General features: G+C 55.8%; 19 protein-coding genes. 13 read left to right on the top strand and 6 right to left on the bottom strand.

Annotation, left to right across the window (positions count from 1 at the left end):
* The first annotated feature begins 183 nt into the window (after positions 1-183).
* A complete protein-coding gene (locus tag ACYX4K_RS06090; RefSeq protein ID WP_475093013.1) occupies positions 184-570 on the top strand; it encodes a nuclear transport factor 2 family protein in 387 nt (128 codons plus the stop codon).
* Between the two features lie 55 nt (positions 571-625).
* On the opposite strand, the gene ACYX4K_RS06085 is transcribed toward ACYX4K_RS06090, so the two are convergent.
* Positions 626-1,321: a DUF3299 domain-containing protein gene (locus ACYX4K_RS06085; RefSeq protein ID WP_475093014.1), complete on the bottom strand. Its 696-nt coding sequence runs from the start codon at positions 1,319-1,321 to the stop codon at positions 626-628.
* A 303-nt stretch (positions 1,322-1,624) separates the two neighbouring features.
* On the opposite strand from ACYX4K_RS06085, the gene ACYX4K_RS06080 reads away from it, so the two are divergent.
* The 7 genes from ACYX4K_RS06080 (at position 1,625) to ACYX4K_RS06050 (ending at position 9,154) form a co-directional block, all read left to right on the top strand.
* A complete protein-coding gene (locus tag ACYX4K_RS06080) occupies positions 1,625-3,298 on the top strand; it encodes a peptide ABC transporter substrate-binding protein (protein ID WP_476178790.1) in 1,674 nt (557 codons plus the stop codon).
* Positions 3,299-3,397: 99 nt separating this feature from the next.
* Positions 3,398-4,321 (top strand): oligopeptide ABC transporter permease OppB, encoded by a 924-nt coding sequence (oppB, locus tag ACYX4K_RS06075; RefSeq protein ID WP_231757345.1) that lies wholly within the window; start codon positions 3,398-3,400, stop codon positions 4,319-4,321.
* Between the two features lie 15 nt (positions 4,322-4,336).
* Positions 4,337-5,245, top strand: a complete 909-nt coding sequence (gene oppC, locus ACYX4K_RS06070; RefSeq protein ID WP_475093016.1) for an oligopeptide ABC transporter permease OppC — start codon at positions 4,337-4,339, stop codon at positions 5,243-5,245.
* A gap of 10 nt (positions 5,246-5,255) precedes the next feature.
* The gene (gene oppD, locus ACYX4K_RS06065) at positions 5,256-6,233 is read left to right on the top strand and encodes an oligopeptide ABC transporter ATP-binding protein OppD (RefSeq protein WP_475093017.1); all 978 of its coding nucleotides are present in this window, start codon (positions 5,256-5,258) and stop codon (positions 6,231-6,233) included.
* On the top strand, positions 6,233-7,246 hold the full coding sequence (gene oppF, locus ACYX4K_RS06060) for a murein tripeptide/oligopeptide ABC transporter ATP binding protein OppF (RefSeq protein WP_475093018.1): 1,014 nt from the start codon (positions 6,233-6,235) through the stop codon (positions 7,244-7,246). Before oppD ends, oppF begins: the two co-directional genes overlap by 1 nt.
* 8 nt (positions 7,247-7,254) lie before the next feature.
* On the top strand, positions 7,255-7,950 hold the full coding sequence (locus tag ACYX4K_RS06055; protein ID WP_475093019.1) for an ABC transporter ATP-binding protein: 696 nt from the start codon (positions 7,255-7,257) through the stop codon (positions 7,948-7,950).
* Positions 7,940-9,154, top strand: a complete 1,215-nt coding sequence (locus ACYX4K_RS06050; protein ID WP_475093020.1) for an ABC transporter permease — start codon at positions 7,940-7,942, stop codon at positions 9,152-9,154. Before ACYX4K_RS06055 ends, ACYX4K_RS06050 begins: the two co-directional genes overlap by 11 nt.
* Before the next feature lie 87 nt (positions 9,155-9,241).
* Here ACYX4K_RS06050 and ACYX4K_RS06045 read toward each other — a convergent pair whose 3' ends face one another.
* The 3 genes from ACYX4K_RS06045 to ACYX4K_RS06035 form a co-directional block, all read right to left on the bottom strand.
* On the bottom strand, positions 9,242-11,527 hold the full coding sequence (locus ACYX4K_RS06045) for a TonB-dependent receptor domain-containing protein (protein ID WP_475093021.1): 2,286 nt from the start codon (positions 11,525-11,527) through the stop codon (positions 9,242-9,244).
* Positions 11,528-11,836: 309 nt separating this feature from the next.
* Positions 11,837-13,030 carry an acetyltransferase domain-containing protein gene (locus tag ACYX4K_RS06040; RefSeq protein WP_475093022.1) on the bottom strand — a complete coding sequence of 398 codons (1,194 nt, stop codon included), beginning with the start codon at positions 13,028-13,030 and terminating at the stop codon, positions 11,837-11,839.
* Positions 13,031-13,085: 55 nt separating this feature from the next.
* Positions 13,086-15,236 carry a TonB-dependent siderophore receptor gene (locus tag ACYX4K_RS06035; protein ID WP_475093023.1) on the bottom strand — a complete coding sequence of 717 codons (2,151 nt, stop codon included), beginning with the start codon at positions 15,234-15,236 and terminating at the stop codon, positions 13,086-13,088.
* Positions 15,237-15,485: 249 nt separating this feature from the next.
* Between ACYX4K_RS06035 and ACYX4K_RS06030 the strand changes: the two genes are divergently transcribed.
* The 3 genes from ACYX4K_RS06030 (at position 15,486) to ACYX4K_RS06020 (ending at position 18,546) form a co-directional block, all read left to right on the top strand.
* The gene (locus ACYX4K_RS06030; RefSeq protein ID WP_475093024.1) at positions 15,486-16,754 is read left to right on the top strand and encodes a tyrosine-type recombinase/integrase; all 1,269 of its coding nucleotides are present in this window, start codon (positions 15,486-15,488) and stop codon (positions 16,752-16,754) included.
* A 78-nt stretch (positions 16,755-16,832) separates the two neighbouring features.
* Complete coding sequence (chrA, locus tag ACYX4K_RS06025; protein WP_475093025.1) at positions 16,833-18,029, top strand: chromate efflux transporter; 1,197 nt, start codon at positions 16,833-16,835, stop codon at positions 18,027-18,029.
* Positions 18,030-18,207: 178 nt separating this feature from the next.
* A complete protein-coding gene (locus tag ACYX4K_RS06020; protein ID WP_475093026.1) occupies positions 18,208-18,546 on the top strand; it encodes a hypothetical protein in 339 nt (112 codons plus the stop codon).
* A 17-nt stretch (positions 18,547-18,563) separates the two neighbouring features.
* Here the strand turns inward: ACYX4K_RS06020 and ACYX4K_RS06015 are convergent, their stop codons facing one another.
* Both ACYX4K_RS06015 and ACYX4K_RS06010 read right to left on the bottom strand, forming a co-directional pair.
* On the bottom strand, positions 18,564-19,070 hold the full coding sequence (locus tag ACYX4K_RS06015; RefSeq protein WP_475093027.1) for an acyl-CoA thioesterase: 507 nt from the start codon (positions 19,068-19,070) through the stop codon (positions 18,564-18,566).
* Positions 19,071-19,131: 61 nt separating this feature from the next.
* Positions 19,132-20,208 (bottom strand): DNA-binding protein, encoded by a 1,077-nt coding sequence (locus tag ACYX4K_RS06010; RefSeq protein WP_475093028.1) that lies wholly within the window; start codon positions 20,206-20,208, stop codon positions 19,132-19,134.
* 204 nt (positions 20,209-20,412) lie between these two features.
* Here ACYX4K_RS06010 and ACYX4K_RS06005 point away from each other — a divergent pair, with 204 nt between their 5' ends.
* Both ACYX4K_RS06005 and ACYX4K_RS06000 read left to right on the top strand, forming a co-directional pair.
* Complete coding sequence (locus tag ACYX4K_RS06005) at positions 20,413-21,447, top strand: site-specific integrase (RefSeq protein WP_475093029.1); 1,035 nt, start codon at positions 20,413-20,415, stop codon at positions 21,445-21,447.
* Positions 21,448-21,641: 194 nt separating this feature from the next.
* The gene (locus tag ACYX4K_RS06000) at positions 21,642-22,502 is read left to right on the top strand and encodes a mechanosensitive ion channel family protein (RefSeq protein WP_475093030.1); all 861 of its coding nucleotides are present in this window, start codon (positions 21,642-21,644) and stop codon (positions 22,500-22,502) included.
* The last annotated feature ends 1 nt before the right edge of the window (position 22,503 follow it).

Genomic DNA, 22,503 nt, shown 5'->3' with positions numbered 1-22,503 from the left:
CACGGCAGTTGCGCCTTCTGATCGTCTGAAAGGCGAAAATCAAAAGATCGGCATCGAACAAATGATCCTGTGCGGACGGGAAGCGGGTTGCGCAATCCCCTAAAAGCGAGGCCTTCTTTTTATTGTAAGCAATCGAAAGAGAGGTCTATTGACGATTTTGTATTTTATAAGGAGACCGAAATTATGGCACATGCGCCACGAGATATTTTGGACCAGTGGATGCAAGCGGTTAACAGTGCAGACGTAGAAAGTCTGCTCGACCTGTATGACCCGCAGGCCGTGCTGATCCCTACGTTTTCAAACCGGATCTTGAACACGCCGGAAAAACTGCGCGACTATTTTGAAAAGCTGGGAAGCCGGCCGGAGTTGAGCATTGCGCTCCACGAAAAGACCCTGACCGTCCAGGAAATGAAGAGTGACCAGTATACGCTGGGGGGTATCTACAACTGGCGCTTCGCAGTTGACGGTGAACTGCTCAACTTCGAGGCGCGATTCAGTTATGTGATCGACCTCGCCAGCCCTAATCCGATTCTGCACCACCACTCATCGCAGATTCCACGCACACTGTAGTCTGTAGCCCAAAATGCGCGTACGCGCTCCCATTACGGGGTGCGCACGCCAAGGTTTATTCTTCGTAGGCAGACACCCGCGCCACATTCATGGAATAGGCCGCATTGCCGCGCTCGGTATCTTCTGGCAGCGTGCGCAACTCTCCCTCGATGTACACCGGGTCATAGAGAAATTCCACCTGGAACCCTTCGGGGAAGTTCGCGTAGATCACCTGATTCGGCGGCGGTGGCGGCAGGTGCATACAGGCGCCGAAGTAGGGCACCAGCAGGAAACTGGTAATGGTCTGATCGTCATCAAACTCCAGCGGCACCACAAAGCCGGGGATACGCACCTGTTGGCGGTCGAACTCCGGCTTGATCTTGGTTGACTGGAGCGCCTGCTGGTAGCGCGCTTCCTCAGCGCTGGCGGGGCCGTCGATGGTCAGGGGCTCTTCCTTGGGGAACATATCTGCATCGGAACCCTCGGCGATGGTGGCCAGGTAAGCCGGTGGGTTGAGCAGCGCGTCCAGGTCTTCCTGGGGAATCAGTTCCTCCCATTTGAGCTCCCGGTAGTCCACGGTTGCTTGCTCGGCCGACGCTTCCGGTTCGCCCGGGGCTGATACTTCAGCGGTACGATCAGAGGCGACAGTCGTCTGAGCGTCGCTTGCGCGCTCCGCCTCGCGGTTTTCATCACTACAGCCAACACCCAGTGAGGCTGCTAGTATGAGGGTGAACGATAGTGAACGGCCGGTTCTGTTGTTTCGATTGAGCATGGCGTGTAAATGTCTGATCTTTTACGATATGTTGCATCGTACAGCTTAGCGCCCCTGAAGGAAACGCCATAAAAAGGTCGATGCAGCCAACCGCGGTTTCTGTCTGATTGGGTTGGCAGTGATCTTGCAGTGTCGGTCTTTTCAGGTGCCATCGTGATATAGGCAAGCGCCAATACGGGACCTGGCCACCCAAGCAGAACTTTTCGCGACATTTGCGGTATAAAGTCTAATCGGCGGGCTGATCGCCCGCAGAGCCAAGCACACAATAAACCAAGTTCCAAAAGAACAAATGAGTAATAAATGATGCGACGCAACCAATCTTCCTACTCTCGCCGTAGCTGGTATCTGGGAGCGCTTCTGACGGCCCTGTTTGGCCTTACCGCCTGCGGTGGCCCCTCGGAGCCCAGCAAAGACACCAGTACCCCCGCAGCAGCACTCGACCCAACCAAACTCGCCGCAGATCAGACACTGGTGCGCGGGGGCGGCTCAGAACCAGAATCCCTGGACCCGCACAAGATCTCCGGTACCGTCGAATCCGCACTATTGCGCGATCTAATGGAAACACTGGTGATTGCCGCTCCGGATGGCGGTGTCCGTCCGGCCATCGCGGAAAGTTGGGAAACCACGGACAATCAGACCTATATCTTCAAGCTGCGTGATAATGCCAAATGGACCAATGGTGATCCGGTCACCGCTGACGACTTCGTCTATTCCTGGCGTCGCCTGGTGGACCCAGCCACCGCTTCCAAATACGCCTGGTATCTCGCCGCTGCCAAGGTAAAGAATGCCCAGGACATCAGTGAGGGCAAGCAGCCGCCCGAGAATCTAGGGGTAGAGGCCCTGGACCCGCAGACCTTGAAGGTTTCTCTGGAAGCGCCGGTACCGTATTTTGTCTCCATGCTGGTACATGCCTCCACTTCACCGGTGCATCAGGCAACCGTGGAAAAATTTGGCGACCAGTGGACCCGGGTAGGGAACTACGTGGGCAACGGCGCCTTCAAGCTTACCGAGTGGGTAGTCAATGAACGTATCGAGTACGTAAAGAATGATCTGTACTGGGATGCGGCCAATGTAAAACTCGAGAAGGTGCGCAACCTGCCCATTGCCTCACCCAATGCGGAGCTGAAGCGCTACGAGGCCGGTGAAATCGACTTTGCTTACTCTATCCCCATCGAACATATCGGTCGCCTGAAAAAAGAGCGCGGGGACGAAGTCAAAACCACCCCCTACATCGGTACCTATTACTACGAATTCAACACCACACGCCCGCCGTTTGACGACGCACGCGTGCGCAAGGCACTGGCCTTCGCCATCGACCGTGACATCATGGCCTACAAGGTGATGGGGCGCGGCGAGGAGCCTTCATTCCATCTTACCCCCGGCGTGGTCAAGGGCTTTGACGCACCGCCGACGCCCTGGAGCCAGCTCGCTCAAGCCGATCGTGTCGCCAAGGCCAAGGCGCTGCTGGCGGAAGCCGGTTACACCGCGGACAACCCGCTCAAATTCAGCGTGCTGTACAACACCAATGACAACCACAAAAAGGTAGCCGTCGCCATCAGTGCCATGTGGAAACAGAATCTGCAGCATGTGGATGTCACCCTGGAAAACCAGGAGTGGAAGACCTACCTCTCCACCCGCGCCAATACCGATTTTGATATTGCCCGCGCCGGTTGGATTGGCGATTACAACGAACCGTCCACCATGCTGAAACTGTTGCTGACCGACGGCGGCAGTAACTACGCCAAATACAGCAATCCCTCTTACGACGCATTACTGGCGAAAAGCTCCAAAGAAATGGATATGGGCAAGCGTGCGGAATATTACGCGCAGGCAGAAGAAATTCTCGCGGAAGATATGCCCATCGCGCCGATTTACCAGTACGTCATCCAACATATGGTCAAGCCCCATGTGGGTGGCTACGCCGCTGATCCGCTGGATAACTACTACTCAAAAGATATGTGGATCATCGAGCACTAACCAAAAGCCCGGAGCTTCAGAGCGGGCTCCGGGTATTTTTAGCAGGGAAGCCATTCACAACAAGAACGTTACCAACAAAAGCTATAAAAGAAGTTCCATATGCTCCGATTTATCATCAAGCGCGTGCTGGAAGCCATTCCCACGCTGTTTATTCTGATTACGGTCTCCTTCTTCCTGATGCGCTTTGCGCCCGGCAATCCTTTCTCCGCTGAAATCACCATGACACCAGAGGTGATGGCGAACATCGAGGCAAAATACGGTTTCGACAAGCCGGTCTACCAGCAATACTTCAGCTACCTCGGTGGCCTGCTGCAGGGTGATCTTGGCCCGTCCTTTAAATACAAAGATTTCAGCGTGAACGAACTGGTCGCCCAGGCCTTACCGGTCTCGGTCAAGATTGGCCTGTTTGCGTTTATTGTCGCGGTCACCTGCGGGGTGTGCTTTGGCACCATCGCCGCGCTGCGTCAGAACACCTGGCTCGACTACACCATCATGACCAGCGCCATGGCCGGAGTGGTGATACCCAGTTTTGTACTCGCTCCGTTACTGGTTTTGATCTTCGCTATCTGGCTCGACTGGTTGCCCGCGGGTGGCTGGCACAATGGTGCGGCCCAGTATGTGGTGCTGCCGGTGCTGGGGATGTCCTTGTACTACATCGCGTCCATATCCCGCATTATGCGCGGCAGCATGATTGAGGTGCTGAACTCCAACTTTATCCGCACCGCCAAAGCCAAGGGCCTGTCCATGCCCTACATCATCGTGCGCCACGCACTGCGGCCGGCCATTCTGCCGGTGCTGTCCTATCTGGGGCCCGCGCTAGTGGGGATTATCACCGGCTCGGTGGTGATCGAGACTATTTTCGGGTTGCCCGGAATCGGCCAGCTGTTTGTCAACGGCGCCCTCAACCGCGACTACTCCATGGTATTGGGCCTGACCATTCTGGTCGGCGCGCTCACCATCACTTTCAATGCGATTGTCGACATTCTGTACGCAGTGGTCGACCCCAAAATCCGCTACGCGTAAGCTGAGGTCACCCAGATGTTATCGACTACTGCCAATAGAGAAGCGGTTGAAAATCTTTCTACACAGCTGGAAGTCAAAGGCCGCAGCTTGTGGGACGACGCGCGCCGCCGCTTTTTCAGTAACCGCGCCGCCCTGACCAGCCTGATCATTCTTGCACTGGTCACGCTGTTTGTTTTTATCGGTCCGGCTTTGAGCCAGTTTGCGTTTGATGGAGTGGACTGGGGCGCAATGCACGCCACACCTTCACTGGCCTCCGGCCACTACTTCGGCACCGACTCACTCGGCCGCGACCTGTTTGTACGTACCGCCATGGGCGGACGCATCTCACTGATGGTGGGTGTGATGGGGGCGCTGGTGGCGGTCCTGATTGGCACTCTCTACGGGGCCACTGCAGGCTTTGTCGGCGGTCGCACCGACCGTGTCATGATGCGTACGCTGGAAATTCTTTACTCTTTCCCGTTTATGTTCTTCGTCATCCTGCTGGTGACATTCTTCGGTCGCAATATCCTGCTGATCTTTATCGCCATTGGCGCGGTCAGCTGGCTGGATATGGCGCGGATCGTGCGCGGTCAGACCCTGAGCATTAAAAGCAAGGAGTTCGTCGAGGCGGCCACCGTTTACGGGGTATCCAAGTGGGCCATGATTACCCGGCATATTGTTCCCAACGTGCTGGGCATCGTCGCGGTGTATGCCACGCTGCTGGTGCCGCAGATGATCCTGTTCGAGTCCTTCCTCAGTTTCCTCGGGTTGGGTGTTCAGGAACCCATGACCTCCTGGGGCTCACTGATGAACGAGGGCGCCCAGACCATGGAGATCGCCCTTTGGCAGTTGATTGTGCCTGCGCTCTTTATGGTGACGACCCTGTTCTGTTTCAATTTTATCGGTGACGGCCTGCGCGATGCGCTGGACCCGAAAGATCGCTAGAGAGGTACCCATGAGCTTACTGAATGTGCAAGACCTCCGCGTCGAGTTCACCACCCCGGAAGGGGCTGTTACCGCCGTCAATGACCTGAATTTCTCCCTCGACGCGGGAGAAACCCTTGGTATTGTCGGCGAATCCGGTTCCGGGAAAACCCAGACTGTATTCGCAATGATGGGACTGCTGGCGAAGAATGGCATTGTCAGCGGCAGCGCCAATTTTAAAGGCCAGGAGATTCTTGGTTTGCCCGAACGCGAATTGAACCGGATTCGCGCCAACAAAATCGCAATGATTTTTCAGGACCCGATGACTTCGCTGAACCCCTATATGAAAGTGGGCAATCAACTGGCGGAGGTACTGGTCAAACACAAGGGATTGAACAAAAGAGACGCCCTTGTCGAAGCCGGGCAGATGCTCGACGCGGTGAAAATTCCCGAGGCGCACAAGCGCCTGAATATGTACCCCCACGAGTTTTCCGGGGGCATGCGTCAACGGGTAATGATCGCGATGGCGTTGCTGTGCCGCCCGGAACTGCTGATTGCCGATGAACCCACCACCGCCCTGGATGTTACGGTTCAGGCCCAGATTCTCACCCTGTTGAATGAGCTGAAGCGGGATTTCAACACCGCCATCATCATGATTACTCACGACCTCGGCGTTGTGGCCGGTGCCTGTGACAAGGTTCTGGTCATGTATGCCGGGCGCACCATGGAATACGGCAGCGCCGACGATATTTTCTACCGCCCCAGCCATCCGTACAGCGAGGGGCTGCTGCAGGCGATTCCACGGCTCGATTCAGAAGAGGGGGCTTTGCCCACCATACCCGGCAATCCACCCAATCTGCTCAACTTGCCCAGCGGCTGCCCATTTCAGGAGCGGTGTCACCGAGTACAGGAGCACTGCCGCCAGCAGGCCCCTGCATTGACCGCTTTCGCGCGAACGCGCATGCGTGCCTGCCACGCCGATTTAGCCGAAATTCTGGAGGCCAGCTAATGCAGAATACGCAACGCACCGATAACGAAGTTTTGCTGGATGTCCAGGCGCTCAAAGTGCACTTTTCCATCAAGCAGGAAAACGCCTGGCCGTGGACCAAGCCCGCCAATCTTAAGGCGGTAAATGGTGTAGATCTGAAGCTCTATGCCGGAGAAACCCTCGGTATTGTAGGGGAATCCGGCTGCGGTAAATCGACTCTGGCACGCGCTATTATCGGGCTCACCGAAGTGACTGACGGCAATGTCCTGTGGCTCGGCCAGGATCTCACCGCGCTGGATGAAAAATCCCTGCGCGCCACCCGCAAAGACATACAGATGATCTTTCAGGATCCCCTGGCTTCACTCAATCCGCGCATGACCATCGGCGACATTATTGCGGAACCCTTGCGCACGCTGCGCCCGGATATTCCCAAGCAAGCCGTTACCGAAAAAGTGCAGGCCATGATGAAGAAGGTGGGTCTGCTGCCCAATCTGGTCAACCGATACCCCCATGAATTCTCCGGTGGCCAATGCCAGCGCATTGGAATCGCGCGGGCACTGATTCTCGACCCGAAGCTGATCATCTGCGATGAGCCGGTGTCTGCACTGGACGTTTCGATTCAGGCGCAGGTGGTCAATCTGCTCAAACAGCTGCAACGGGAAATGAACCTGTCGCTGATCTTTATCGCCCACGACCTGTCGGTGGTAAAGCATATCTCCGACCGGGTCATCGTCATGTACCTCGGCAACGCCGTAGAGGTTGGCACCAAGGACAAGCTCTTTGCCGGCCCCAGGCACCCGTACACCCAGGCATTGATGTCGGCGGTGCCGATCCCAGACCCCCAAAAAGAAAAGCACAAGCAGATCCAGTTGCTCGAAGGGGATCTGCCATCGCCGATCAATCCCCCAAGTGGCTGCGTATTTCGCACCCGCTGCCCCCATGCAGCCGAGATCTGCGCTGAACAGGTGCCGGTCTTGCAGGGAGAGCTGGAGCATCAGAACGCCTGCCTGCGCAGCACGGAATTAGCGACGTAAAAGGAACTATGAACGCGATTGCAATCGAACAGCTCTGCTTCGCATACGCCGGTGGCTCGCCGGTGTTGGAGATTGCCGACTGGCAGGTACCACGGGGCAGCCGCGTGTTTCTGCGCGGCCCCTCCGGCTCTGGGAAATCCACCCTGCTGAATCTGCTTTCCGGCACTCTGGTCGCGCCGAAAGAGCGAGGAGAGAGGCAGGTACAGATCTTCGGGCAGTCGCTGAGCGCACTGAGTAACCGTGGGCGGGACAGGTTCCGCGCGCAACGCATCGGTGTGGTGTTTCAGCAGTTCAATCTGATTCCCTACCTGAGCGTCATGGACAATCTTCGCCTTGCGGCGCATTTTGGTCGCGGTGGGGATGTGCGCGAGCGCGCCGCCCAGTTGATCGCCCAGCTAAAACTGCCAGATGACCTGCTGCAACGGCCCGCGCAAGCACTCAGCGTGGGCCAGCAGCAGCGGGTGGCGATTGCCCGTGCACTGATCAACCGGCCCCAACTGTTACTGGTCGACGAACCGACGTCCGCACTGGACCGGGATGCCCGCGATGCATTTGTGCAACTGCTGATGGAGAATTATGCAAGTGAAGAGAGCACGCTGATCTTTGTCAGCCACGACACCACACTGGCGCAACATTTTCCGATGACCGCCGACATGCGCGACCTGAACAAGGCCTGGAATCCGGAGGCCACGAATGTTGCTTAAACTGGCCTGGCGCAGCCTGATGCACCGTCGCGGCAGCGTGCTGCTGGCAGTACTTTCCGTAGCCGTAAGCCTGACGGTATTGCTCGGGGTCGAGCAGATACGCAATCAGGCCCGCGACAGTTTCAATCGCACTGTCTCCGGGGTAGATCTGATCGTTGGTGCACGCACCGGTGAGATCAATCTACTGCTGTACAGCGTATTTCGGATCGGCACGCCCAGTAATAATATTTCCTGGCAGGCATATCGCGATATTGCCGAACAGCCACGGGTTGCCTGGACTATTCCAATTTCCCTCGGCGATTCCCACCGCGGCTACCGGGTAGTTGGTACCAGCGAAGCATTTTTCAATCACTATCAGTACGGTCAGGGCAGGGCGCTGACCCTCGCCAGTGGACGGCCGTTTGCAGAGACCCACGATGTGGTACTGGGTGCCGCGGTGGCAACGCAACTAAAGTATGAGCTTGGCGACTCTGTGGTACTCGCCCACGGTTTGGGAAGCACCAGTTTCAGCCATCACGAAGAGCACCCATTTACCGTATCCGGAATACTTGAACCCACCGGTACCCCGGTAGATCGCGCCCTGTATATCAGCCTGGAAGGAATGGAAGCGGTTCACAAGCCGCACGGTCAGGCGCACACTGATCTGACACCCAGCAGTATTACCGCCTTTATGCTCGGGCTGGACTCCCGCGTCGCCACCTTTCAGCTACAACGACAGATCAACCAATACCGTGGAGAACCGTTACTGGCCATTTTGCCCGGCGTGACCCTGTCCCAGCTCTGGCAGATGCTGGGTATGGTGGAGAAAATTTTACTGTTGATCTCCGCCATGGTGGTTCTTGCGGCGTTGCTCGGCCTTTGCATTATGTTGCTGACCTCCATGCGCGAACGGCGCAGGGAGATTGCACTGCTGAGGGTAATTGGTGCCGGGCCACTGCAACTGTTTCTGCTGATTCAGGCGGAGGCACTACTGGTGGTACTGCTGGGAGCAGCCGGTGCATTTCTGGCGGTATTCGCAGGTCAATGGCTTCTGGAGCCGTTGCTCAGCGAACGTTTCGGCATTTATCTGACCGGTACGCCACTGATTGAGCAGGCTGTAAAATTGATCGGCGCTGTGCTGGTAACGACGTTTATCGTCGCCGCCGTACCGGCCATCAGCGCCTATCGGCAGTCGTTGAATCAGGGGCTGCGGACACAACACTAAATCATTGCATGGACGCCATTCCTGTGTGGTGTCCGCATTGGCAGAAACAATACCTGTGCCGTCGCTGGCTGGCACAGGTATCAGTAATCAGAACTGGTGCCTCACGCCCAATATCAGATTACGGCCACGCAGTGGAGACTGCTCTTTGACGAAGGATGTGTGCATGAATGCCAGCTCGTTCGTCAAATTCACGCCACGCAGGTAAGCCTCCGTTGCGTCGTTATCAAACCGATAGCTAACCGTCATATTGGCCATATTGTAACCGTCGGTTGGTGTTTCATAGGAGGCAACTCGATCCTGACTGGCGGTGCGATAGTACTCAAGATTCGCCGCGAAAGGACCGGATTCCCAGTCGTAGCGCACACCAAGGCGGCCAGGTGGCATCCGCGGCAATCGGTCGTCCTCGCTTTTCAAGTCAGCATCGACATAGTCACCAAAAACGGTCACTCGTGATGCAGGCGAGAATTGATGGCTGATCTGTCCATCGATACCGGTAAAGCCTGCGTCTGCAGCCACGTACATCAGATAGTTATGCGCAACACCCGTCTCATCTTCGGTTTCGAGGTGACGGGCAAAAATGTAGTCCGTCACATCCTGGTAAAAGACACCAACTTCAAATTGCGTGTCACCTCTGGTTTTGCGGAAGGTGAGGTCAAGCGAGTCGGCAGACTCCATAATATCCGCGGAGTTTTCAGGGAACGAACTCGATGCCCGGTTGCGCTGGGTAAGCCCCAGTTCATAAGAGTTCGTTGCCAGGTTATTACCATAAGCATAGAGTTCCCGAACATTCGGCGCGCGCTCCGTACGTCCAATCGATACAGACGCCGAGTAGGCCTCGTCAAAACTCCAGGTCGCCGCGAGCGATGTCGATAATGGACTGTGTTTCGAGCCAGGGTTGTTCTCTATGAAATCTTCAGCTGCCTCATCTCTAAAATTGTCGATCCAGTTTTCCCCATAAAGGCTGACAAATACCGGTAACAACATTTCATATCCGGGGCGAACATTCTCAATCAACGCCGGTACCGGCCGGGAAATCTCACGATTATCCTTCCGGATCGCGAATTCCACATCGAGCTGACCGAATGACCGGCTCTCATTCAGAAATACCGCATAGTTCTCTGTCTTGTACTCAATGGGCGGGCCATAACTTGTAAGCGCCATGTAAAGCGATGTTATCAAACCCGAGTTTTGTACCAGATTTACATCCAGTCCCGAAAAAGTACCATCGGTGTATTGCACACCGAAAAGACCGCTAAAGCCGAGCAGGGGCTCATGAGTGAACTCCAAACGCGCATCATAGACTTCGTTCAGGTACTGGCTGAAAAGCGAAGGGCCGTCGATTTCCTCGTGCTCATAGTCGGTATACGAGAGGCGCATACGTGTATGCGCAATACCCGGTAATAATTGCGCGTAATCGGCCCGCACATCCACACGTTCACTGCGCAGATCGATATAAGCCGTATGGTCGTCGGACGAACCAAAAGGATCTTCGAATTCGTCATGTGCCTCACAGTGCAGATCCGCCCCATGCGTGTGGCAGACACCATTCAAGTGGCTGTGTCCCGGTAGACCGTATTCGGCATCCTGCCGTGTATAAGCGGCGCCGATATAGCCTTTGTCATTGATCCATGACGCACCCAGACTAAAATTTGAGCTTTCGGAAAAGGAGTCGGCCAGCTCATCGGCACCGAACTCGCTGGGAATATCGTAGTTCTCGCTTTCGCGGCTCGAACCTTCAACATGAAAAGCGACATTGCCGAGCCCCATTGTCATCCGTCCCACGGCAGTCTGCTCTCCGTCGCCAGACCCCAAGCGCACCTCCGTCGCGCCGGAAATCCCCCCCTCCGGGACCGCCCTCGGGACTTTACTGTCGATCAGATTTACCGCGCCGTTGATTGCACCACCGCCGTAACGGGTCGCCGCTGGTCCGCGCAACACCTCGATCGCATCGAGCAACAGTGGATCGGTGACAATGGCATGGTCTGGAGAAACGGAAGATGCATCAAATACGTTCGCGCCATCCATCAGAACCTCGATCCGGGGTACGGTCTGGCCACGAATCACAGGGCGCGAGGCTCCCGCACCAAAATTGTCGAGGTGCACACCGGGAAGGGCATTGAGCGTTTCACCCAGAGTGCCCTGGCGTCTCCGGGCCAATTCATCACCGCTGAGAACCGTCACCGGCTGTGTCGTCTGGCTGTCCAGCCCGCGGTAGGTTTCCCCGGATACCTGTATGTGCTCCAGTTCTTTGGACTGGTGGTCGTCATTGCTCAACTCAGCATTTTCCTGAGCAATCGCAGAGCCGTGCGTAAAAATCAGGCCGGAAAATACCGGCAATGCATGGGCCAGAAGCCGTTTGGGGAAATTATTCATCTGGATCCTATTGGAAATATACTCAGTGGCTTCCGCGGCAGCAGGAAACATACGGCGGAATAAAGGCACGATACATTGTAACTATTACGATGAAATAGATATACGCAGAAGTGGACACGGCTTCGGCAGGGCGTAGCGAGGCACCCGTTGACTGAAACATCGCAGTAGTGTTCAGCAGGTCCCGGCGCCGGACGATCCTTGCTCAAACAACAATCTGGCGCCCAGTTCTACACGCGGTTTCTTATTTTACACTCGTTATGTTGCACCGCAACATAATTGCACGTGGTAATTCGGAGTCAAGTATTCCTCTCAGAAATACTTTACCCACCATAAATTGGTACTGTGCTTGAAGCGAGAGAAAGCCAGAGTCGGGAAGTACAGCGCTATGACGAGCACCGCAGAAATTAACCAGACCCACACGATATGATCGACCCCGAACAGGTCTCCATGATTCGGCCCAAACAGGGCAATGACAATCTGATAAAGAATCAGCAGCACATAAAGATGCAGCAGATAGAAGAACATTGGCGCCGACCCGAATACTTCCAGGGCATCCAGCACGGCGTTTTTACGCGGTTCAAACCACGCCAGTGACAGGAAGGCGATGCCCAGCGTAAGAAGCAGGAAATCCAGCGATGGCGGATACTTGGTGAAATTCAAAAAAGACATGACGGTTTGCGTCGCCGTTGCACCGGCCTCCCAGGGCAGGGTTTCACCGTAGAAATTGAACCCCCGTAATAGCAGCAGCAATACCAGGAAACCGAGGCCCAATCCGATCAGGGTTTTACGACGGGTGATCGCATCCACCGCACGCCCGTATAGAGGACCGGCAAAATATCCCAGGGCGATGACACCGATCCACGGCAACAGCGGGTAGCTGATTTTGATGCGCAGCGCTTCGGTATCGAGCAGGAAGCCACGGTCATGGAGGATGGTCCAGAGGCTGTAACCAAATTCCCCCGGCTGAAAGGTAATTGGTGTCAGCAGGTTGTGGCCGAACACAATGGCGAAGCCGATGGCGCCTATCAACCAGCGTGGCAACATGACCAGCACGGAAAGCGCAATCATGCTCAAGCCGATAACCCAGATCACCTGCAACCAGAAAGTACCGAAGCTGCCCGCCCAGGAAAAATTCACCAGTGTGACTTCCAGCAACACCAGAAACAGGCCGCGCTTGAATAGAAAACCACTCGCCGATCGCTGGTTGCCGCTACTGGGGTGCGCGTAGAGCCAGGCGGAAAGCCCGGTGAGAAACACAAAGGTCGGCGCACAGATATGTGCGGAAAGCCGGGTAAAGAACAGGGCAGGGTCGGTACTGTTCACGTCCATCGGGTCGGACACCTGCATATGCAGGTAAAAGCGCTCACGCACATGGTCGATCAGCATCAGCACAATTACCAGACCGCGCATGATATCGATGGATGCGATACGGCGCTTCACCGCGGTACCCGGGGACTGCGGAGGATGTCCGGCAGAGTTTAAAGGTGTAGCATCGGTAGCCATGAAATCTACTCCGTGAAGCGCCTATCGATCATCTACAATCGATCATCAATATGGTCTAAAAGCTGTATCGAACGCCTACATTATAGGTGCGCGGTGCACCCGGCATAGTCCACAGCTTGTGGTAAGAATTCGCGTAATAGCGCTTATCAAAAAGGTTATCGATATCCGCCAGCAGTGTGACCTTGCTGGTTGGTGCGTAAGTGGCAGATACATTGGCCAGCGTATAGGCAGGCAAAATATAGTCGGGATCGACGGTTTCCCCCAGGCGCTCGTCCACATAGCGAATACCCAGCGCTGCCGATGCCGGTGCGCCACGGAATTCAAAATCCCGGGTGAGCGACAGGCTGCCGGTATGCTCCGGGATATTCAGCAGCGGACTCCCGGCCGGAATTTCCACACCCCAATCAATATTCACCATATCGGTACTGGTCTTTGCATCGACGTATGCGTATGACAGCACCAGGTTCAGGTCTTCCGCGATCTGGTTGGCAATATCCAGCTCCACACCGCGACTTTCTGCCTGTCCCAGTGCGGTCGAAAAACCGGGGTTCGCCGGATCCACGGTGAGCACATTGGATTTCTCCGCCTGGAATAGGGCGAGGGTACCGCTGGTCCGACCGTCGTCGGTCTCGAGTTTTATGCCGGTTTCGTAGGATCTACTTTCCTCTGGTTCAAAGGCAGCACCGTAGAAGTCAGAACCAGTGTTAGGGCGGAAGCCTTCCGCGTAGCTCGCATAAAGCGATAACTGGGATGTTGCCTCGTACACCAGGCCGACACGCGGGCTGGTGGCAGTTTGCGACATAGTGCTACGCAGTCCGCTCAAGCGATCATCAATGCTCTGTTCAAAATCGTCGAGACGTACACCCAGCAACATCTTCCACTGTTCGGAAAGATCAATCTGGTCCTGCAGGTAAACACCCTGGGTGCGCTGTATCTGCAGTTGATTGATTTGTGCTGCCGGGTCCGGGCGAATGCCATCGTACGCGGGATCAAAGATGTTGATTGCGTAACTGTCGTCCATGGAGCCCCAATCCACGCGCCAGCGGCCGAGATTGAAATCCAATTCGAATTCGTAGGCATCGGCTCCCACCAGCAGGTGGTGAGTGAACGGCCCGGTATCGAAGGTTCCGCTCAATTCAAAGCGTCCGGAAAGATCTTCGGCGGCGTAATCCCGTGAACGGCGCTGACGACTCAATGTGGTGCCGTCGGTGTAAATCAGCTGCCGACCGTCAGAGAGCTCTGCGTCCGCAGACAGCCCTTTCTGAGTCGAATCCCGATAACCGAGCGCTGCAGAAAGGTGCCAGCCGCTGTCCAGGGTGTGCTGCAGAACCAGCTGATGGCCGAGCGCCTCAATTTCAGTAGCGCCGTTTTCCGGGTCGCCGAGAAACTGGGTTACAGGCACTTCCGGAACCCCATCGACCACGATGATGCCGCGATCAAACAACGCCTGCTGCTTGATTGCCTCCATTTCATATGTCAGTGACGTCGCATCCGCCAGACTGAACAGGAGGGAAGGGGTCAGGGCATACTTGCGGGGGTTGGTATTGCGGTATCCATCGGCATCCTCAAAGGCACCATTGATCCGGAACGCAATATTCTCGGACAGAGCCCCGGTGTAATCACCCTCAAGGCGGCTGCTGCCGAAGTTGCCGGCGGAAGCCTGCAGATAGCCCTCGGTTTCAAACTGGGGCTTCTTGGTAACCAGATTGATGGTACCGCCGGGCTCCCCACGCCCGTACAGCGCAGACCCGGGGCCTTTCATGATCTCAATTCGCTCAACATTGGAAATATCGCGACGTCCACTGTATCCGCGCCCGGCGCTGAAGCCATTGACCAAGTAGCCACCGGGCATGGTTTCATCACCGGCAAAGCCCCGAATGGCGAAGGTATCCTGAATACCACCCAGGTCGTTCTGGCGAGAAATACTCGCAGACAAATCCAGTGCGGATTGGAGGTCCGTGATCTGGTGCTGATTCAGAAGGTCTTCGGAGAGTACCTGAGTAGATTGCGGGAGAGACCGCAGTGGTACACCGCCTCGATACGGTTGCCTGTGGGCAGTAACGACAACTTCTTCGATGGCTGCCAACGCCTGGCTCGATGATGCGGACTCTACATCCGCATGGCTGTTGAAGCTCACCACGGCGACCAGCGGTGACAGCGCGAATGGAATGAAAGATGGTTTGGCGAACAGGTGTTTCAGGTACATACAAACACTTCAGGCTGAGCAAAAGCGCGATGTTACATTATCACCTAGGCACCGCCAACCAGAGGATACCCATACCTATACCCAACCACTTGGCAAATTGGCTCATCAAACATTCGGCCAGCGAGAACCAGGGGATTTAGCACACCTCACTATGTCCAATACTGTTTAGTGTTCGACAATATGTATGGGGGCGGGTAGAATCGGCTTTTGGCTCCATAAACCAACAAAATCCTCGCTCAGGCTCCAGATATGGCGATCCCGAAACCCGTCGCGCTGTACCCAACTTATGACGCCATCAAAGGCTTCAAGCCCGTCAGCCCGGACAAAACCTTCTTTGGTGATTTCCCGGAACTGAAAGATTTCCTGACCTCCGGCGAACCCTGGTGGATGGAACACTGGCTCTGGGGCCAGGAGTTTCTCAGCTATATCGGCCGCAACAAGTCTGAACATACCTACACGCGGTTTCGCAATGAAACTGAGCGATTCCTGCTGTGGGTGTTTCAAATTAAGCAAACGCCCATGGACCGACTGCGCAAGGCCGACATCCTCGAGTACGCCGATTTCTGCTGGCAGCCGCCGGTAGATTGGATTTGCCTCGCGAATCACGAAAAGTTTCAGCTGACGAATGGCCGCTACGTACAGAATCCAGCCTGGGCGCCATTTCGGCTCAAACTCCCCAAAAACCGTCCGACAGCGGGTGAAGAGCCCGATAAAAAGAAATACCGTCCGTCCCAGCAAACCCTGACCGGCATCTTTACCGGCATCATCGCATTCTACAAATACCTGATGAACGAAGAATACCTGTATGGAAACCCCGCACAGATCGCCAAGGGTGATTGCCGGCACTTCATCAGAGATGCCCAGGTCAAGGAAATCCGACGGCTAACCGAGGCGCAGTGGCAATATGTCTTCAATGTGGCACACACGATGGCCGATGAAGATCCCATCCATGAGCGCAGCCTGTTTATTATTTGTGCGCTCAAGACGCTATTTCTACGGATTTCAGAGCTCTCCGAGCGTCGCGCCTGGTCGCCGCTGATGAGCCATTTCTGGCAGGATACCGATGGTAACTGGTGGCTAAAAATTTACGGAAAAGGGCGTAAGTTAAGGGATATCACGGTCCCGCCAAGCTTTATTCCGTACCTGAAGCGTTACCGGCATTACCGTGGGTTAAGCCCCCTACCCGTCACCGGTGAAAACCACCCTATCGTCGAAAAAATCCGCGGTCAGGGTGGCATGACAGCACGGCAGCTGGCACGAATCGTCCAGCAGGTTTTCGACCGGGCTTACGACGATATGCGACAAGCCGAGGGTGAAGACAGCGCGCGGAAACTACGGGAAGCTTCTACGCACTGGCTCCGGCACACGGGTGCGAGCATGGAAGTTGAACGCGGCCGCGCACTCAAGGATCTGTCTGAAGACTTGGGCCATTCCAGTATGGCGACAACGGATACTGTCTATGTACAGACGGAAAACCGGGTGCGCGCAGAAAGTGGCAAGAGTCGAAAAGTCGAATAGCTGCGGGACGCTTAGTCGTCCCAGAGTATTCTTATCCGTACCGTTATCTGTAATGCTCAGCTAACCCTAGAGGACCCAATGCCTTCATCCGCTCACAGCCGCAACAGCCCGTGGCAGATTTTTCTGATCTTTTTGCGCTTGGGGCTGACCTCATTTGGCGGCCCAATTGCGCACCTTGGTTACTTTCATGAAGAATTTGTTACGCGCCGTCGCTGGCTGAGTGCGCGCAGCTACGCGGACCTGGTCGCGCTGTGCCAATTCTTGCCCGGACCGGCGAGCAGCCAGGTGGGGATCGCCCTCGGCCTGTCTCGGTCGGGATATCGAGGCGCACTGGCAGCGTGGACCGGTTTCACCATGCCATCCGCGATCGCAATGATCCTTTTTGCGCTTGGCATGACCGCCTACGGTGAGATCTTGCCTGCCGGAATTCTCCAGGGACTGAAGGTGGTGGCTGTCGCGGTGGTGGCCCAGGCAGTATGGGGAATGGCTCGCACTCTGTGCCCGGATACACAGCGCATGACCATAATGGCCGCGGCCACCTGCGCATCATTGTGGATACCTTCCGCAGCCGGCCAGGTCGGGGTGATCGTTGCCACGGGAATCCTGGGCCTGGTCATATTCAGGCCTGGCGCGGAATCGGACCACGAACCGTTACCCGTGGCTGTCGGACATACTGCCGCCCGGTTTTGGCTGGCGCTCTTTTTCGCTCTACTGATCGGACTCCCGCTGATCGCAGAATTGTTCCCCCGCGGTACCGCCGAAATAATCAGCGCCTTTTATCGATCCGGCTCCCTGGTATTTGGCGGTGGTCATGTGGTTTTACCCCTGCTGCAGGCTGAAGTCGTAACACCGGGCTGGGTAAATGAAGAAACCTTCCTTGCAGGTTACGGTGCAGCACAGGCAGTACCCGGCCCCTTGTTCACCTTTGCTGCATTTCTTGGCACGGCGATTAACCTGGGGCCAGGAGGCTGGATGGGCGGCCTGTTGTGCCTGATCGCGATATTTATCCCTTCCTTTTTGCTGGTTGCGGGAACACTGCCGCACTGGGAGCGACTGCGCCAAAACACGCGCGCTCGCGCGGCGCTGACCGGTATTAATGCCGGTGTAGTTGGCCTGCTAATGGCCGCGTTGTATCAACCGGTTTGGACCAGCGCGATTCATCGTCCACAGGATTTCGCGCTGGGGCTGGCTGCATTGGTCGCCCTGGTATTCTGGAAGCTCCCACCCTGGCTGGTGGTCCTAGGTGGAGCTGTGGGAGGCTGGATTTTGGCCTAGACAGTGGCAATTGGCGCCTTTGCCGCCACCGCAATTGGCGGAACTGGCGCTACCCGCATCCTATGACCGACTGGTTACAAATTTTGGCAGCCGATTCATGCCAAAGCACCCCTATCGTATAGGTTCCGGACTACGCAAACGCTAGGATGCGCCGCTCGTTTTACTCGGGGGGAGCATCATGTCCATCGGCCAACAACTCTATTTCGCTATTGAACTTTTCGCGCCAGAACTGGCCCACCGGGAGCGCTTCTGCCGACGCATGGCTCGCGTTCTGACGGACTACGGCACCTCGCCACTGGTTGCCCGTCAAATTGCCACCATTCTGGCGGATGCATTGCCCAGTCGCTGCGCGGACTACCATCTGGAAATGGCCCACCTCATCACATTTCACTCACCGTTGAGCGCCCTGCTCGACACCGATCAACAGGCAGCAAGAGCGATGCATTTTTACATGACGTACTTTCTGGATATCACCGCCCTGCCCTCTGGCCAGCAAATGCGCTACGCGGTGAACTAAGCCGCGTATTGAGGGCGTCAGCTCTCAAACTGAAAGCCGCGCACCTTTTCCTTGATCGCCTCGTGTGCCGCTTCCTGTTCATGGAGCAACTTGCGTCGCAACAATGCCGCCTCAAATCGCTGCTTATCGACCACGGTTTTTGGCTTCAGTGGCGGAACAGGCGTCGGCTTGCCGTCGTCATCCAGTGCCACCATGGTGAAGTAACAGCTGTTAGTGTGCCGAACTACGCGGCTACGAATATCCTCGGTAATTACCTTGATCCCTACTTCCAGCGAGGTATTACCGGTGTAATTCACGGAGGCGAGAAAGGTCACCAGTTCGCCTACGTTTATAGCCTGTCGAAAGACTACCCGATCGACAGACAGAGTCACCACATAGCACCCGGCATAACGGCTGGCACAGGAGTACGCCACCTTATCCAGATACGACAGCAGATCCCCACCGTGTATTTTGCCGGTAAAATTCGCCATATCCGGAGTCATCAGCACGCTCATGCTGAGCTGGTGTTCACGTGGATCTTCCATGGGCATTCCTTGTTCTTATTGGCTACTTTCTGAAACTGCGTGGGATCGTATCAATCTTCAGTTATTCTGTGGCCGCAGGGCTCACTGACACCGAGCGCTCCAGCTGACTGAATTGCCCCTGCAAGATGGCCTTTTCCTGCAGTACACGGCGGTTCTCTTCGTGCAGCGTATCTACACTCGCTTTACAGGCGACCAGCTCTGCCTCAAGTTTAGCCACCATCGTTTTCTGGATTTGAACTTCGCGAACTGCAGAGGCCTCATTGACGCGAAGCGAAGAGGCTTCTTCACCGATACGGGCGGATGCGGCGGCACTCTCACTCAATTGTTGCTGCAGCTCTGAAACGCGATCTTCCAATGCTGCAATCTGCGCCCGGCCGGCGGATTCTCTCTGGGCAAGCGCCTGCCGGTCGGTTTCCTGCTCGCGAAGCTGAAAATGTGCGCTGTCCAGCTGAGTTCGCACTTCAGCCAGCTTACCGCTCAACTCATTGCTTTGCTCATTCAAAGCAGCCACCTGAGCGCGCAGCTGCTCGGCTACCAGGCGTGCCTGATCGCGCTCTTGCTGCCGGTCTTCTGCGGTTCGCTGTTGGAAATGCTCGAAGTGTTCACGCACATCCCGGTTTTCCGCTTTCAACTCGCCGAGTGATGACTTCAGCTCTGCAATCCGCGTGTTGCCCTCCCCTCGCTGGTATTCGGACTTTTCCAGCGCAGTGCGTGCTTCCGCAAGCTGCAACTGCAGATTTTTCCCCTCTGCTTCTGAAGTTTGCAACTTTTGCTCCAACTGTTCGAGCTCTACCGTTCGCGTCGCCAGGGTACTTTTCGTACTGGCAAGCTCCTGCTCAAGATTCCCCAGCGCAGCGTCAGCTTCTTCCCGGACTTTTTGAACCTCGGCTTCCGCCATGGATTGCACACGCTCGTACACCGCCTTGAGCGCATCCACCAACTCCCGCGGCAGCCCTGCAGTATCGACAACTTCACCATCTACTTCCGTACGCCAGCGCTTCAGTAGCGGCGCAATCGTGCTCTTACTGCCTGTACCAAGTTCTGCACGCACCTTATCTACGGTGGGTTCTTCGCCGCGCTGCTTCAGTGATTCTGCGGCTTTGGCAATATCGATGTATCCAACTCCGATGCGCGCCATGGGTTTCTCCGTTGTACTCTGGTTATTTTTACGTACCGAATTACATATTACGTATTATTACATTATTTGTAGATTTGGAATCAATCGTTGATTCGCATTTTTTAACACACGATAATTACACTTATCGCAAGTTAGAAATCCTACCGCGTCGATTACGCAGCAAGATCCGGTACAAAACACCATGCAAAGCCACTGATTCAAAAAATGAAAAACCCCCTCCCCGACCAAATCTTTTCGCCACAGACGCCACGGGAATTCCCCTCGGAACGAGACGAGAGTGAAAGCCCGGTAGCAACTCATGCCGACCTGCAGGCATATCTGAACGCCGCCACATCCGACAGCACCCGTCGCGCGTACCGCTCGGCAATTCGCCAGTTTGAAAAATGGGGTGGCCGCCTGCCCACGGAAGCAGACACACTGGTGCGCTACCTTTTAAGCCGCGCGGAAAGCCTGAACCCCCGCACTCTGGATCTGCACCTGACCGCGATCGGCCAATGGCACCGCTACCAGGGAATACCCAATCCGGTACAGGAACCACTGGTAGAAAAAACCATGAGCGGTATTCGCCGGGTGCACGGCAAGCCGAAACAGAAAGCCAAGGCACTGCGGCTGGAGCATATCGCCCGCCTTACCCGCCACATTCGGTCGCAACCAGAGTGCCGCAAACGAGACCGCGACCTCGCCATAGTGCTAATGGCCTTCTTTGGCGCTTTTCGGCGTAGTGAACTGGTGGCCATTCGAGTAGAAGACCTCCAGTGGGAGGAGGAGGGACTGATTGTATTTTTACCCCGGTCAAAAACGGATCAGACCGGGCATGGCCTGCAGCGCGCCCTCCCCTTTGGCGACGCAAATGTCTGCCCGGTAATTGCCCTGAAGCGTTGGCTGAAAGCGGCACACATAGACCGGGGGCCGGTGTTCCGCGGGGTGAATCGCTGGGATCAGGTGCAGGATAAGGCGCTGAATCCGGGCGCGGTGAACCAGATACTCAAGCAGCTTGGCAAGGAATGCGGGTTTGATTTCCTCGACAGTCTGAGCAGCCACAGTTTTCGCCGGGGGCTTTCAACGTCGGCTGCGCGGGAGAAGGTCGATTTCGAGCTGATCAAGAAACAGGGCGGGTGGAAAAGCGACACTACCGTGTGGGAGTACATAGAAGAAGGTCAGCGGATGACAGAAAACGCGGCAACAGTGCTAATGGACAAACTGGCAGACCACATGGCGGTTTCAGAGCCCGCCGACTAACCGTTGCGGCAACGGGCGTGCCTGTGGTCGTTGCGGAGATTTCGTCCTTTCGGCTACACTGCCGCCTGAATTTACCCCCACCCGCTGCCATCAAACCATACTCAATTTCTCAACCTGGCAATCGTGATTTGTGCCGGAGAAATCCCATGGCATTGGCGGCATCCCCTACCGAACACCGATTTACTGAGCCTTTCATGAACAGCGAATTCATTCGCCCACTATTAGACAGTCAACTGGCCTGGAGCCTGGTGCTGATTGCCGGTGTATTGCTGGTGCGTTTTCTGCTCACCCAGTCTTTCCGCAAAACCAGCTGGCAGCGCCAGGACATCCGCCGCCGCATCCATATGGTCCACAACTTTGGCAACCTGATAATGGTGCTGGGGCTGTTTGCTATCTGGGTGTCAGAACTGCGGAATTTTGCCCTGTCGATCGCGGCCTTTTCCGTGGCGATCGTTATTGCCCTGCGGGATGTGGTGCAATGCCTGGTGGGCGGTATCTATCAGGTCAGCATGCGCTCTTTCACCATCGGTGACTGGGTGAAGATTGGCGAGCAATTTGGTGAGGTCATCGACAACAATTGGCTGAGCACGACCCTGCTGGAAATCGACCCCCACGGCCTCGGCAATGGCTACACCGGCACCACGCTGTACGTACCGAACAGCGTGTTCTTTTCCCAGCCGGTAAAGAACCTGAACTTTATGCGCCGTTACATCGAACACAGTTTCTCGATTGTGCGTGAAAGCAAGGGCGAGAACCCGTTTGCCATCAAAGCCTATATCACCGAGCGCGTGCTTGAGCACTGCGAGTCGTTTAAAGATGTTGCGGAGCGCTACTGCAAGCTGATTGAGAGCCGCATGGGCGTGGACCTGGCGGGCACCGAGCCCAAGATCAAGATAACCACCAGCGAACTCGGTCACGATGTCCTGACGATTACCCTGTTCTGCCCACGGGAAGAAGCCACGGATATCGAGCAAAAGGTAACCGAAGATTTCTATCGGTTCTGGTACGGAAGAAAAGAGCCGGCTCCACAAGAGCCCGCTCTACCTCAGGCCTGAC

This window comes from Microbulbifer sp. ABF4_107, from assembly GCF_056312215.1.
The sequence above is the reverse complement of the archived record's forward strand: the minus strand, read 5'-3'. Positions and strand labels throughout refer to the sequence as shown.